This is a genomic window from Bacillus cereus group sp. N6 (assembly GCF_016483705.1).
GTDB classification, from domain to species: domain Bacteria; phylum Bacillota; class Bacilli; order Bacillales; family Bacillaceae_G; genus Bacillus_A; species Bacillus_A wiedmannii.
On the sequence record NZ_JAEHBI010000020.1, the window covers coordinates 37,059 to 52,301 of the forward strand.

The window sequence follows — 15,243 nt, forward strand, 5'->3', positions numbered from 1 at the left end:
TATGTAATGTTCTTATCACATACTATTTGCAAAATGTAGGTCTTGCTATTCATAAAAAAATACTCATCTATAAGATGAGTATTTCTTACGATGATTTTTCTCTTTTCTTTCGGAATGGTAACCACCAGTTCCAATCTCCAAACAGTTTCATTAAACTTGGTACAAGCATAAGACGAATAATTGTTGCATCAAGGAATATTGCTAATGCAACACCAAGCCCCATTTGCCGTACTGGTAAAATATCAGTAAAGGCGAACGCACCTGTTACAACAATCATAATTAACGCAGCTGATGTAATGATCCTACTTGTTGACACAAGTCCTTCTAACGTTGCTTGATCATTATCTCCTGTTTCTTCATATAACTCATGAATACGTGAAATAAGAAAAACTTCATAATCCATACTAAGCCCAAATACGAGACCGAAAATAAAGATTGGTAAGACAAATAGAACAGGACTCGCTTCTAAACCAAAATGCCCACCTTCAAATAACCAAACAACAATTCCAATTGTTGCGCTTAAACTAAGTATATTCATAATAATCGCCTTAATTGGAATGAGTATAGATCGGAATGCAAATAATAATATAACAAAGGTCGATCCAAATATAACAGACATACCAATTGCAACTTTATCTTTAATTTCATCTTCTAACTCTTGTTGGAACGTCGTCATCCCGCCTAAATAATACGTAACATCTGTTTCTTTATAATTTTGTTTAAAATCACGAACCCACTGTTTAGCAGTTTCAGTACGTGGTTTTGTTTTCAAAAAGATTTCTATCGTCGTCTTATTTCCTTTCGTATACGCTTCAAATATAGGAGCTAGTTTCGCCGCTTCTGGCGACTCTAACATTCCAGCAACTTGATCTGCTTTCATACGAGTTAACCCGTCGTATAAGCTTCTAACTTCATATACTTTCTTATCATCTTTTAACTTTTGAACGACTTCTTCTATCTTTTGTAAACTTTCTTTTTCTTTCATATCTTTTTTCGTCTCTACCACTAACGTAACATCAGCATGTTTTTTTGCAGTTTTATTAAATGCCTCTTCGTACTTCTCATATACAATTCTTGTATCACTTTGTTTAGGTAGAGCTTCTACGTCAGGGAACTGCAAATTAGCTGTACGTAACGGTAATAAGCAAATAACAATAAATGTTGTAACAACAATAATCATTGCGATTGGATGTTTCATTACAAATTGCGCAAATTTACGCCACGCCTTTGCCGGCGTATGTGCTACTTGATTCTTTTTTAATATTCGTTTCCCAATTAATGATAATAGCGCTGGAAGAAGTGTGAGTGAGAATAAAATACTCATAATCACAACAATCATTCCGCTAATTGCGACAGACTGAATATAATCGATTTTAAAGAAAAACAAGCCGGATAATCCAACAAATACACATAATCCCGAAAATACGATAGCGCGCCCTGCTGTCTGATATGTAATCGCTATCGCTTCTTTTACCGTTCGTTTTGCAACTTCCTCTCGAAAGCGATTTACAAATAATAGTGCAAAATCAATAGATAGTGCAAGTCCAATCATCGGTGCAACATTTAACACAAAGATAGATAGTTCCTTATCGCTACCTATAAAGTATAATATGCCCATCGTACTAATAACGCTAAGTGCCCCATTTACAATTGGTAAAATAGATGCCAAAAGGCTACCAAATGAAAATAGTAATACGAGAAATGCAATTGGTAACCCAATCATCTCTGCTACTTTCAAATCATTTTGCGTTCTTTCATTAATCTCTTTATTAATTTTTGGAAATCCTGTCGGCGTTACTTTTACCGCTGCATTACTTTCCTTTTCGATTTTATCAGCAAATTGCAATGTCTTTTCCATTCGTTCTTTATTTGTTTTCCCGGAAAATAAAATTGTCGCATAGCCGATATCATCTTGTAACATTTCTTTATTTTGCACTGGGTGATGGAAAGATTCATATGTCTCTTTCTCTTGTACATTCTTTACAATTCCCTCTACTTGCTTTTGAAATTCCTCATGTGAAGCACCCTTATTTTTTTCAAAAACGAGTAGAAGTGTGTCTTGAGACCTCTTAAAATCTTTATCTAAAATTTCTTTCGTTTTTTGATAGTCCCCTTCCGTTTGGAAACCATCACCGCCTAATACTCCCGGCAGCTTTGGAGCGAAAATACCGAGTGCGATCGCAACCAATAGTAATGCTACAATTACTGTATAACGAAACTGATACAAAAAATCTCCTAATTTCCCCCACTTATCTACTTTATGTACATTTGTTTTCACACATTTTCACCTACTTTAAATAATTCAATTGTCATTTATACTGTATCACATCTTCGTACAAACAAAAAACGTCTGGAAACACTATAATGATAGTTTTTCCAGACGTTTTTTATCTTTCTTTATTAAGTCCCAATCTCTTGGTAAGTAAACGATGGCAGTAAATCGCCATAATTAACAAAATACCACCTACGCAATAACCAGCTAAAATATCAGTTGGATAATGTACATTTAAAATAACTCTACTTAATCCAATCGATACAATTACAATTCCCATCAAAATCGTTATAACATATTTTCCAGTTACACTCTTCAAATTTGCCGCAATAATATAAGTAAGAAACCCGAATGTCATAATAGATAACATTGCATGTCCACTAGGGAAGCTATACCCAAGCGCATCCAACGTTTCATTTAACGATGGGCGCTCCCTTTTCACAATTTCTTTTATCCCTTTATTAACAAGATGTGTTATTAAAATGCCCATTGGATACACGATCATCGCAGCATAATAACGTTTTCTCCAAAAAACAAGTAAACTTATAGCCAGCGTAGTTACGATCCCGATAGCAGAACCTAATTTTGTATAGTGTGAGAAAAATGTAAGCGAACCTTCTGTTTGTAATCCTTTTACTAATGCTCGGACATATGTATCCATCACTGTAACGCCACCCGCATGTACGCGCCAAGCAACAATGCCAAATACAGCAAGTAATAAAACGATACATACTACCTCATATTGATGTAACTTCTTTTTCAAGCGATTTCCTCCTACTATGAAAAAATGCGATTTCTATTTTAGAAACCGCATTTCCTTACTTATTTACCTTTTGTTTTTAACTCTGTCCAGTAACGATCATAGTCTTTTAGCTTATCGTCTACATCAACAAGCCATTCTGTACGATCTAATTCTTCTTTCGTTAAGAAGATCATATGATTATCACGATATTCTTTACTATGAAGAGGATGAGCTTTTTCATTAGGATTACTGTATCCAATTGACTCGTAGTTTTTCACACTTACTTTTTCATCTAATAAGTAGTTCATAAACTTCTCTGCAAGCTCTTTGTTTTTCGCACCTTTTGGAATTGCTAACGTATCAGCCCAAATTGTGCCGCCTTCCTTTGGTACAACGTACTCTACATCTTTATTATCTTTTGCGATAAATGCTGCATCTCCAGACCAAACTGTTCCGATCCAAGCATCTTCTGTAATGAATTTTTGTTTAATATTATCTGTATCAAATGCTAATAAGTTTGGAAGCAGCTTCTTTAAATCATCTGCTGCTGTCTTTAACTGTGTATCGTCTTTCGTGCTGTTTGAGAATCCATGCTTCTTAAGACCCATACCTAATACTTCACGAGAATCATTTAATAAAGTTACATGCCCTTTATATTTCTCATTCCATAGGTCAGCCCAGCTTGTAGGAGCTTCTTTCACATACTTTTTATTGTATGCAATACCTGTTACGCCCCAAGTATATACTAAAGAATATTTATTCTCTGGATCAAACGCTGGTGTTTTGAAGTTAGAAACCATATTTTCGATATTCGGGATATTCTTTTTGTCTAACGGCGCTAATAAATCCATTTTCGCCATTGTTTTAACCATGTAATCAGACGGCTGAATTAAATCATACTTCGCGCCACCTGCTTGTAATTTCGCAAGCATTTCTTCATTACTTGCATACTTATCATAGTTAATTTTCACGTTATATTTCTTTTCAAAATCTCTTAGCACTTGCTCATCAAAATTGTCAGCCCAGCTATAAATGTTTAACTCTTCTTTCTTTTCACCACAACCAGCAAGTACACCAGCAACAAGGCTAAAGCTAATTGCTGCGCCGGCTAATCTTTTCATTAATTTCATCGGTTTATTACCTCCTCGTACTTTCTATATCATTCGTATTATAAAGGAAGGTGTCCTCCAGAGTTTTCTTCACCATCTGCACCTTTGTTACGGAAGATTTCAGATAGAACCATTAATCCTACGATAGCCACAATTAAAATTGTAGAAAGTGCATTAATTTCTGGTGATACTCCGCGCTTAACCATACTGTAAATGTATAATGGCAATGTTGTTGATCCTGGTCCTGATACGAAGAAACTAATTACAAAATCATCAATTGATAATGTGAATGTTAATAATGCGGCCGAAATAACTCCTGGTGCAATTGCTGGGAACGTTACATAACGAAACGTTTGCCACGGCGTTGCTCCTAAATCATTCGCAGCCTCTTCTAAATCACGTCCCATACCAGAAAGACGCGCTGCTAAAATAACGACAACAAATGAAATACTAAATGTAATGTGCGCAATAATAATTGTTGTTTTGCCAAGTTCCATACCTAATTGACTAAATAAGATAAGTAAAGATAATCCCATTAAAATATCAGGAATTAAAATTGGTAAATACACAAGACCGTTAATAGCCCCTTCGTAACGATATTTATAACGATGTAATGCAATCGCGAAAATCACACCAAGAACTGTCGTTACAACCGTCGTTACGATCGCAATCGTCATACTATTTACAAACGCATCAATAACATCTTGCTTTTGAAATAAATCTGTATACCAATGGAATGTAAAACCTTCCCATTCCGCATTAATGCGAGAATCATTGAAGGAATATACCATTAAAACCATCATTGGAAAATACAAGAACAATAAAATTAACCAAGAATAAGAAACTAAAAACTTCTTCATCTTTGCCTATTCCCCTCCGTTCCCATCATATTTATATACTTTCGTTGCACGATAATATAAGTAAATTAACAGAACAGAGAATAGAACAACAATCATAGATAACGCAGATCCAAACGGCCAGTCACGCGCTCCTAAGAATTGATTTTGAATTACGTTTCCGATTAACGCTACTTTCGATCCACCCATAACGTCTGATACAACAAACATTCCAATAGAAGAAACAAACACTAAAATAGAACCAGTAGCAATCCCTGACATCGTCATTGGTACTGTTACATTCCAAAATGCCTTTGCTGGTGTTGCTCCTAAATCATAAGCTGCTTCTAGCTTACGCTTATCAAGCTGCTCAATCGCTGCATACACCGGTAAAATCATAAATGGTAATAAAGAATAGACCATTCCGAGTATTACAGAAGGTGTGTTATATAGTAAATTTAAAGGTTCACTTATAATACCTAGTTTCAATAGCAATGTGTTTACAAGACCTTGTGAACGTAAAATAACAATCCATGCGTATGAACGAACAAGGAAGTTAATCCAAAACGGGATCGTTGCCAATAATAAAAGAATTGAACGGTATTTGCGATCAACAATTGTAATTGTATAAGCAAATGGATAACCAATTACTAAACAGATTACTGTTGTAATAACTGCAATCTTAACAGTTTCCCATAACGTTCCCATGTATAGTGGATCAAACACACGAGCTATATTCTCTAACGTAAATTGCATTTCCACTGTCCCATATGCCCCGCGCTGCATAAAGGCAAATGCCAATACAAACAGAAGGGGAATTAGGAAGAAGATTAACAGCCACGCGACTGTCGGTAGTGCGAGTAATTTCCCTTTTTTCAATTTAAGGTCACCTCGTCCTCTTGCTCCCAGCCTACGTATACATTATCTCCAATGTTCCACTGCGCTGCTTCTTCAGCAGTTTGATATGCCATTAGTAATTCTGATGTTTTCTCGTCACGTACATACAGCTTTTCCATATTTCCAACAAACTCAACGTCTTCAATATGTCCAAGATGGTATTCTTTTAAAATCGGCTCTTCAACCGAACGTACTTTTACGTTTTCAGGGCGAATTGCTACATAGCCTTCCCCGTTTTTCACAATATTATTTTCACCGATAAATGTCGCAACGAACATTGTTTTCGGCTTATTGTAAATTTCTTTCGGCGTTCCAATTTGTTCAATATGTCCTTTATTCATAACGACAATACGATCACTCATGCTCATCGCCTCTTCTTGATCGTGCGTTACGTATATGAATGTAATTCCTAAATTACGTTGTAAGTTTTTCAATTCACGTTGCAAATCTTTTCTTAACTTAAAGTCTAACGCCCCAAGTGGCTCATCTAGTAATAATACACGCGGGTTATTTACAATCGCTCTCGCAATTGCTACACGCTGCTGCTGTCCACCAGAAAGCTTTGCAGGTTTACGATTACGGAACTCAAGTAACTGCGTTAAACGCATTGCCTCTTCAGCACGCTCTTTCTGCTCTGCTGCCGGTACTTTCTGCATTTTCATACCGAAACAAATATTTTTCTCCACATTCATATGTGGGAATAGCGCATAATGTTGGAACACTAAGTTCATATGACGCTTATATGGTGGCAAATCGTTAATCTTTTCATCATCTAATAAAAGATTCCCTTTAGTTGGCGTTTCAAAGCCTGCGATCATGCGAAGTAACGTTGTTTTCCCGCAACCACTCGGCCCTAAAATCGTTAAAAATTCCCCTTCTTTAATGTCTAAAGAAAGAGGTGGGATAATCACTTGATTTCCAAAATGTTTTTCTACTGCTTCAACTTTAATAATCTTTTTCATTTTCCCGTCCTATCTACCTTAAATTTTAATTTTTATATTCATGAATAAATATTTATGTTCTATAGACTATTTTTTGTTTCGATCCAAACAAAAATGGTTGTTTAGCGTTCTCTTCTATTCTTTATGTAGTATGTTTGATTCATTTTTGCATGATACATATGTCGAACAGAAAAACCCCTTCCATTACGAAGGGGCTATTATCATACGGCTACGCCTACTGATAAACACCATCATCATTTTAACAACTTTCGTATGAATTTTAAAGCACTTTTTGTAGAAGAGTAACGAATTTTCATATCGAATGCCGTAGATTGGGCTAAAATGCTTTTATAATGTGAAAAAGTCCGAAAACTTTCTTCCCCATGATAACTACCTAATCCACTACTTCCAACACCACCAAAAGGTAAATATGGCGTTGCAAGATGATAGACAACATCATTAATACAGCCTCCGCCATATGAAATATTACTTGTCACTTTCTTTTGTACTTCTTTATCTTCAGAAAATACATATAACGCTAATGGCTTCGGATGTTGCTGAATTGTTCCAATTACCTCTTCTATGTTGTCGTATTCTACAATTGGTAAGATCGGACCAAAAATTTCATCTTCCATAACAGTACTTTGCCATGTAACATTTGTTAACACTGTTGGTTCTATATGTAAAGTTTCTTTTTTATAGTTCCCGCCGATTACCGTTTTACCATCTTTCAAAAATGAACATAAACGTTCAAAATGACGTTCAGTCACAATTCGTACATAATTATCATTGTTTAGTGGATCTTTTCCATACTGCTCCGCAATTTCGTGTCGTAATGCCTCGATTAACTGTTCTTTCACCGAAGCATGCACATACATATAATCAGGCGCTACACACGTTTGCCCTGCATTTAAAAACTTACCCCAAACAATTCGTCTTGCTGTTACATCTATTTTTGCATCTTTATGTACAATACATGGGCTTTTTCCCCCAAGTTCTAACGTGAGTGGCGTCAACCGTTTCGCTGCTGCTTCCATCACAACTTTTCCAACACCGACACTACCTGTAAAGAAAATATAATCAAACGGTTCCTTTAACAATTCCGTACTCTTTTCTACACCGCCTTCTACTACCGCTACAAGCTCTTCTTGGAATAATTCCTCTAACATCCTCGTAAGTACTTTGGAAACGTTTGGCGTTAGCTCTGACGGCTTTAAAACAATTGTATTTCCAGCCGCCAACGCTCCTACAAGAGGTGCAATTGCTAATTGAAACGGATAGTTCCATGGTGCAATAATAAGTGTCACACCGTACGGTTCAGGAACTACTTTCCCCTTTGATCCAAAATGAGTGAGTGCTGTTCGAACCCGCTTCGGTTTACTCCACGATGAAATATGCTTCAATTGAAAGGAAATTTCTTTTAATACATATCCAACTTCCGTTGTAAACGACTCATGAACTGACTTATTTAAATCTAATTTCAATGCCTGAAATATTTCTTCTTCAAAACGCTGAATGCCTTCATAAAGCTTCTTCAAATTATTCTTTCTCACTTCTACACTTCTCGTATGGCCATTATAAAAATATGCTTTTTGTTTATTTACAATAGAAGAAACACTCATTCATTCACCTTCTCCCACTATTTTTATCCAATTCTTTCATTATTTATATAGACTTCATATATAATAAATTTCTATTCGTAAAGTTACATTATATATAATTTCTTCTTGCATATAAAATTCATTGCTCACAAAAAAACTACCGAAAGAAAATCTTTCGGTAGTTTTACTGTATTAACGATATAAACGAACAGCACCAGCAGAATTATCATCAGCTTGTCCTACTACTTCAAACTTCAGGCCAAGATTCGGTAAAATACGTCCTGCATCTGGAATCTGTTTATTAATATACGTTTTCGAATCATCAAACTTCGGTACGCCTGCTAAGCCATTATACGTATACGTTCCGCGCGTTGGAGATACAACTTTCCAAGCTGGCGTTTTATCAAATGAGAACGCCGCATCAGCGATTTGGAATCGTGTACTACTTGCTACTGTTGGTTTACCATTTAAAGTTCCAACAATTGCTTCTGGATGAGAATCAACTACGCCAAGGAAACCATGTCCTGGATGTAAACCAACCCAGTTATCTGTATAAGCTGAGTCTGCATACCATACAACCATACCTGTGTTGTATTCTGGACCGCGAGCATATTTCAATGCGTTATCCGAACCAGCATAGTTTCTCCACTCTACATAATAGTTATGTTTTTTCTTCTCTGTTCCATTAGATACAGCGAATCCATCTAATTTGAACTGCGGTGTACCTTCTGCATCATCAGAGAATACTACTTTACCGTCTACATTTAGTGATGCATTATCAAGTAGGAAACCGTTTAATGCTAAACCACCATCTGTAATGTACTCAAATGTTAATTTTACTTTCTTACCTTTGAATTGGCTTAAATCGTATGATTTGTCAATCCATTTTCCATTTGTTGAATGTGCATTTCCACTATTTGCTTTCTCACCAAGTTTTTCGATTAATGTTTGCTGACCATCTTCTGTTACAGCATGTACTTCAAGGAAATCATACTCTGCTTCAATTTCATACAATGACTTGAAATCAAATTTCGCAGTCGTTGCATTTGTTAAATCGAACAGTGGCGTCTCCATTTTTGTGTGAAGATTGTCACCTTTTGTGCTGTAGTAATACTGCTTACCAAATGCTGGAGCAATTGTTTTTATATCTTTATCTGGCAAGTTAACACGAATCATACCTGGGCGGTTAGATTTCGTAACACTTTGGTCTAAATATGTTGCTAGACCGATACCTTTATTTAATTTCTCGTAATCTACTTCTACGATATTTGCCCAGTTACCACCGATTGTTTTTTGGAAAAACTCTTTATTTTGTGGTGAGAAACTCGTTGGCGTTGTTCCTGCAATGTTACCAGCCCAGCTTCCGCCACTCATAACAGACCAAGCTTGAATTGGTTCACCGTCACCAGTATAGTCTGTATCATACTCATCTGGAAGACCTAAATCATGACCATATTCATGTGCGAATACACCAACTGCGCCATCTTCTGGTTCAATTGTGTAGTCGAATGCTGCGATCTTTCCGCCCCAATATGGAACTTTCGCTTGTGTGCCTTCAATTGGGAATGGTTTTGGTCCAACAGTCCAGCGATGTGACCAAATTGCATCGTCACCTAATTTACCGCCGCCTGCTTCTTGTCCAACACCCGCATGGATAATCATTAAGTGGTCGATTAAACCGTCCGGTTGTTTTTGATTTCCATCGCCATTTACATCATATTGATCGAATTGGTCAAACTCTGATAAATCAATACCGCTATCTACAGCTGCTTTTAATGCATCTTTTACTAAATCACGTGGTCCTTTTGGTCCTTTATTATCATGACCTGTCGCACCATCTGCACCGTAATCAGCAGCTTTACCAGGAACTGTTAACCATTTTGTAACTGTTCCGTCTACTGTATAACTACCGCCAGATTGCTCTTCGTAATATTGTTTAAACGTTTCGATTTTGCTTCCATCCTCTAATGCGAATGGCTCATTACCGAATAACATTTTTTCATAATGTTCTTTGTTAAAATCGTCAGTATACATATAACCAGGTTCTTTATCGATATTGTTATGTTTAAAGTCAGCGTACTCTACAAGTAAAACGAGTACTTTATCTTTACGAACTTCACCGTTATATTCTTTTCCCTTTGCTGGAGAAGTTGGTACTTTACCATTTAGACCACCCTTAACTGGGCCTGTCGCTGCAGGTGTTCCTGTTGCTGGTTTGTCTAACTTTTCTTTCGTATCAGCTTTCGCATCTTTCACTTTCTTTAAAAAGTCAGATGCTTCTTTTGTAAGTGGGTCCCCATTTGATACTTCTTTCCCAGGATTTTCACCCTTTTTGTTCTCTACGTATTTTTCGACGGCTTTCTTTGTTTCTGTCTCTGAAGCCTTCGAATCAATTACCCCACGGTTTTTTAGCGCATTTGCTAAACGTTCTTCTGGAATTAAATGATCATCGACTGGACTCGTAGCTGTCTTATTCACAGGTGTTTCAGCATATGCAGACTGGCCACCCGCCCCGAATGAAAGACCTAACACAGCTGTCAAAGCGATTGATGACAAAACTTTGAACGGTTTCTTGTTCATCCCTTATTTCCTCCCCTAATAAAAAATATGTATTACAAATTGAATTTTATTAAAAATTCAATATTTTTTCAATATTTAGTTATATTATGTAATTTTTTTAACATATTTGTAAAAATTCCATAGTTAGCATACGAATATATCACAATTCAACAATGTTTTCTGAAAATATTGAAAATATTTGTCAGAAACTTTATAATCGCCATAGAGGGAATTTAATGGGGATTTTATCTTTGTTTTATCTACAAAATATTTGATAATTCACTATATAAAACACAAAATGCGGTTGCATTATCATATATTCTGTAGCAGCAGTTATGACCGATAATTAGGGAGGAATTACATTTGTACAAAGATAAGACTGACGCACTGGACCAAGAATGGATTGATTTAATACTTGAAGCTCTAGACGCTGGTATCGCCCTGCAAGATATCGAACATTTTTTAAGACGTATGAAGCCATCCAGTCAGGCTCAATAGCCTTGTTCTTTTTAACGAAGTTTATGTTATAATAATGACATCATAAGACGACTACATATTGATAGAAAGGTGCGCAAATATGATTGGAGAACGTATAAAACGCCTTCGCTTACAAAAAGGTATTTCATTAACTGAACTTGCCGAAAAAGCTGGTGTTGCTAAATCTTACATTAGTTCTATAGAGCGAAATTTACAAAAAAACCCTTCCATTCAGTTTCTTGAAAAGATCGCAGCAGTTCTACAAATTCCAGTTGATACTTTACTTCATGATGAAACAACAAAGGAAACTAACCTAGACTCCGAATGGACACAGCTTGTTAAAGATGCAATGAACTCTGGTGTCTCCAAAGAACAATTTCGTGAATTTCTTGAATTTACAAAATGGAAGCACGATCAAAAATAATAATAGAAAGAAGTGCTAACAACCAGCACTTCTTTTTCTTTATAAAAAAAAGCGGGGGATACCCGCTTTTTTATTATTTTTCTTCGCCAGCTTCTTGGTTAGCATTGAATGTCCATTCTAAATTCAATGAATCACCTTGGAAGATATTTTGGTCTTTTCCATCATCTACAAATTCAAATTGTACCCATAAATAATCCTCTGTACCAGCTTCTAATCCACCCTTTTCTCCCCACTCAGGAGCAAAGATGTCTTTAGCTAAAAGATCTGGATCAGTTTTTTGTAAATCAGCTAAAGTTGTTTCATATACAGGCTCACTTTGTTTATCCCAGTTCCAAAGGAATTTCACTTTAACGTGCTTACCAAAGTCTTCACCAGCATTATCGCCTTTTGCATCTTTCACAGTATACTTTGTTGCTAGTTTAACGTCTTTAATTGTTAATGAACCGCTATTCTTTAATAAGAACTCTTTCTTAACAGAATCCCCTGGTTTTAAATCTTTAATATCTACAAGCGTTTTAGGGTCTAATGTAAGATCTAACGTCCCAGCTGCAAATGTATTATTTGATACTTCTTTATCGCTAAAGTATGCAAACGTTCCTCCACCAATTAAAGATAACCCCAGTGCCGCTGATGCAACTCCCATACCTAATTTCTTTTTCAGACTCACAATCAATTCCCCCTAGCTGTTTTTTATATTTTTCCCCCTATAATTTTTCAATAAGGGACATAAAGAAAACCATATTAGCTTAGCTAATATTCGTTCTCTTTTAAAAACCTTAAGTTCATTATAACGAACAACTCTATATAAATACAACATTTTTTTATTAGTATTTTCAGTTATTTTTATTTCTCAATATCATTTTAAATTTTCGGAAATTTGTTGAGAAACAAAGAAAAACGTAATTAATTTTCACTATCTATACTAATTAGTATCTTTCACCATCATGCTGCCAACCAGTTTTCTCGTATATGACGTGTATTGTTAAAATAAAGAAGACACGCCGAATAGGTGAGTCACAATGCTCTCTCACCTATTCGGCTTTATAACCTCTATTCGCTCTGAAATGTTGCTGTATTTACTTGCTATCTTTATTTTTCTGTTCTTCTTGTTTCTTCTTCTCTTCCAGCTTTTTTGCTTCTTCTTGTTTCTTCTCTTCTAGTTTTTTCGCCTCTTCTTGCTTCTTACTCTCTTCTAGTTTTTTCGCTTCTTCTTGTTTCTTACTCTCTTCTAGTTTTTTCGCTTCTTCTTGCTTCTTACTCTCTTCTAGTTTTTTCGCTTCTTCTTGCTTTTTACTCTCTTCTTGCTTTTTCGCTTCTTCTTGTTTCTTAGCCTCACTTACTTGTTTTGCTGTTTCCTCTACTAGTAATTTCTCAAAATCTTGAATTTGTTTATCAATCACCTGTAACTTTACCTCTTTATCAACATACTCACAATTGTCTTTCACTATATGAAAACCAGCATTCACATATGAGAATACTTGCTTATTCGATTCGCTTTTATTTCCTTTTAACTCTTCTTGCACTTGATTATAAGGACCCTCTATTGATACATATACTTTTTGTAACAATTCTCTTTCCGCAACTATTTTCTCACGCCCTTGCTTCCACGTAGCAAGCACCTGCTCTAACTCTTGAATGGAAGTAAAGGTTAATTTCAATTTCATCCCTTCATACTCACGCAAAATAACTTCCTTATGTTGCTTAGCTTGTTCTGTTAATTGATCAACTGTTTTTGGAAAAATACTTGCTGTAGAAATAGTAGCCTCAACTCTCGTTTCATGAATGAAAGCTGCTTCTGTATAAGTCATCATTTGAGAGCCTAAATAAAAAGTAATAGAACACAAACATGGCAATATAAGCATCCTTTTGAATTTGCGAGGTGGCTTCAGCATTTTAATCTCTCCTATCGAACAACTTGTTCTTTATCAAGAACTATACCTTTATTATAATAAAGTGAATTATAAAATGATATAAAAATTATGTTTCTTTTTACATTTCTCTTTTAACACAAAAAGAGACTACCACTTTTGATAGTCTCTTTTTGTTGTCATTATTATTTCGTTTCACCATCGCCTTGCTGTGCATCAAACGTCCAAGTTAATTGTAACTTATCGCCTTGGAATTCATTTTGGTCTTTTTTATTATCAACGAATTCAAATTTCACTTTGAATTTATCAGATTTACCTGCAGAAATACCTTTTTCATCCCAGAACCAAGCAGCTAAATCATTATTTACTGCTGTAAGTGTATCACCCTTCAATTTATCTAATGTAGTTTCTTTCACAATCGTCTCATGCTTATCTACATTTTTTAAGAATGTTACTTTAATATGTTTACCAAAATCATCTTTATTATCTTTCTTCGTATCTTCTACATTATAGTCTGTTTTTAATAGAACCTTTTTAATATCTAAAGAGCCTTTATTTTCTAGTTTAAATTCTTTTTCAATTGTATCACCAGGTTTTAAATTCGATACATTAACAACTGTTGATGGATTTAATGATAAATCAAGCGTACCAGCCGCAAATGTATTATTTGACACTTCTTTATCGCTAAAGAATGCAAATGTTCCTCCACCCACTAACGCTGCTCCTAATACTGCTGATGCGATACCCATTCCTAATTTTTTCTTTAAAGTCATGTCCATATCCCCTTAATATATATATATATTTGTTAACTTCCTAAACGGAAAGTATAACCAAACGAACTAGACGGATTGTTCTACTTTTTTATCTTTCTTTTCTCCGTCAATGCTACGAATAGCGCCAAAAATAGAAATTGCGGAATAGCCAAGTAAAAAGACTCCAGGAATAATGAGAAGTAATGCTGCTCCCGCTTTTGAACTCGCATAATTCAGTCCATAGCCAACGTATGGAACTGTAATATCTGCATACTTTCCAATTACATTCTCTGCAAGTACTGGTGCTAAATCTGGTCCGTTGTTGTTATCCCCTTTTGTTTCATACATTACTTTTCCATTTGTATCTTTCACACCGATAATACGGTGAGTGATAATTTTGTCATCTTTCTCTTTAAACGTAATAACATCACCTTTTTTATATTTAGAACCATCTTTCGTTGGCTCTATCGCAATGATTGATCCTGTTAAAAATGTTGGTTCCATCGATCCTGAAAGAACGCTCTTAAATTGATATCCCATCACTGTTGGATCCCCGCCACTCGCTTTTGAAGAAATAACTACAAAAGCTAAACAAACCATTACCGCAAATAAAACAAATGAGATAACGTTGCTAATCACCTTCCAAATTAATTTCATCGTCTCTCTCCCTCTCCGTTGTTTTATGTTATTTGAAGTATACAATATTCACTTTAGTTCTCTAACAAGAACACAAGTAAATAATATAACGAACGATACGGAAATGCA

The 15,243-nt window shown here is 35.5% G+C and carries 14 protein-coding genes; 2 read left to right on the top strand and 12 right to left on the bottom strand.

The window, feature by feature from the left end; translation table 11 throughout:
* Window positions 1-85 precede the first annotated feature (85 nt).
* From JDS99_RS15695 to inhA1, 8 genes are all read right to left on the bottom strand, one after another.
* Complete coding sequence (locus tag JDS99_RS15695) at window positions 86-2,278, bottom strand: MMPL family transporter (protein ID WP_199695325.1); 2,193 nt, start codon at window positions 2,276-2,278, stop codon at window positions 86-88.
* Between the two features lie 109 nt (window positions 2,279-2,387).
* Complete coding sequence (locus JDS99_RS15700) at window positions 2,388-3,035, bottom strand: phosphatase PAP2 family protein (protein WP_000727812.1); 648 nt, start codon at window positions 3,033-3,035, stop codon at window positions 2,388-2,390.
* Window positions 3,036-3,094: 59 nt separating this feature from the next.
* Window positions 3,095-4,144 (bottom strand): spermidine/putrescine ABC transporter substrate-binding protein PotD, encoded by a 1,050-nt coding sequence (gene potD, locus JDS99_RS15705; RefSeq protein ID WP_000772499.1) that lies wholly within the window; start codon window positions 4,142-4,144, stop codon window positions 3,095-3,097.
* A gap of 38 nt (window positions 4,145-4,182) precedes the next feature.
* On the bottom strand, window positions 4,183-4,983 hold the full coding sequence (gene potC, locus JDS99_RS15710) for a spermidine/putrescine ABC transporter permease PotC (protein ID WP_000714201.1): 801 nt from the start codon (window positions 4,981-4,983) through the stop codon (window positions 4,183-4,185).
* A 6-nt stretch (window positions 4,984-4,989) separates the two neighbouring features.
* The gene (gene potB, locus JDS99_RS15715; RefSeq protein ID WP_000715495.1) at window positions 4,990-5,838 is read right to left on the bottom strand and encodes a spermidine/putrescine ABC transporter permease PotB; all 849 of its coding nucleotides are present in this window, start codon (window positions 5,836-5,838) and stop codon (window positions 4,990-4,992) included.
* Complete coding sequence (gene potA / locus JDS99_RS15720) at window positions 5,835-6,818, bottom strand: spermidine/putrescine ABC transporter ATP-binding protein PotA (protein WP_199695326.1); 984 nt, start codon at window positions 6,816-6,818, stop codon at window positions 5,835-5,837. The genes potB and potA overlap by 4 nt, the downstream gene beginning before the upstream one ends.
* Window positions 6,819-7,051: 233 nt before the next feature.
* Window positions 7,052-8,419, bottom strand: a complete 1,368-nt coding sequence (locus tag JDS99_RS15725; protein WP_060489442.1) for an aldehyde dehydrogenase — start codon at window positions 8,417-8,419, stop codon at window positions 7,052-7,054.
* Between the two features lie 171 nt (window positions 8,420-8,590).
* On the bottom strand, window positions 8,591-10,978 hold the full coding sequence (gene inhA1 / locus JDS99_RS15730; RefSeq protein ID WP_001035922.1) for a M6 family metalloprotease immune inhibitor InhA1: 2,388 nt from the start codon (window positions 10,976-10,978) through the stop codon (window positions 8,591-8,593).
* Window positions 10,979-11,320: 342 nt separating this feature from the next.
* Here inhA1 and JDS99_RS15735 point away from each other — a divergent pair, with 342 nt between their 5' ends.
* Window positions 11,321-11,455 (top strand): anti-repressor SinI family protein, encoded by a 135-nt coding sequence (locus JDS99_RS15735; RefSeq protein ID WP_088062551.1) that lies wholly within the window; start codon window positions 11,321-11,323, stop codon window positions 11,453-11,455.
* Between the two features lie 79 nt (window positions 11,456-11,534).
* Complete coding sequence (locus JDS99_RS15740; RefSeq protein ID WP_088062549.1) at window positions 11,535-11,858, top strand: helix-turn-helix domain-containing protein; 324 nt, start codon at window positions 11,535-11,537, stop codon at window positions 11,856-11,858.
* Window positions 11,859-11,931: 73 nt separating this feature from the next.
* On the opposite strand, the gene calY is transcribed toward JDS99_RS15740, so the two are convergent.
* The 4 genes from calY to sipW all read right to left on the bottom strand — a co-directional run bounded on the left by calY (window position 11,932) and on the right by sipW (window position 15,135).
* Window positions 11,932-12,525, bottom strand: a complete 594-nt coding sequence (gene calY / locus JDS99_RS15745; RefSeq protein WP_000053730.1) for a biofilm matrix protein CalY — start codon at window positions 12,523-12,525, stop codon at window positions 11,932-11,934.
* A gap of 409 nt (window positions 12,526-12,934) precedes the next feature.
* Window positions 12,935-13,750, bottom strand: coding sequence for a DUF4047 domain-containing protein (locus JDS99_RS15750; protein ID WP_199695327.1), 816 nt, complete (start codon window positions 13,748-13,750; stop codon window positions 12,935-12,937).
* Between the two features lie 161 nt (window positions 13,751-13,911).
* The gene (locus tag JDS99_RS15755; protein ID WP_000172837.1) at window positions 13,912-14,499 is read right to left on the bottom strand and encodes a CalY family protein; all 588 of its coding nucleotides are present in this window, start codon (window positions 14,497-14,499) and stop codon (window positions 13,912-13,914) included.
* Window positions 14,500-14,565: 66 nt separating this feature from the next.
* Entirely contained in the window at window positions 14,566-15,135 is a 570-nt protein-coding gene (gene sipW, locus JDS99_RS15760) for a signal peptidase I SipW (protein ID WP_002064334.1), read from the bottom strand.
* Between the last annotated feature and the right edge of the window lie 108 nt (window positions 15,136-15,243).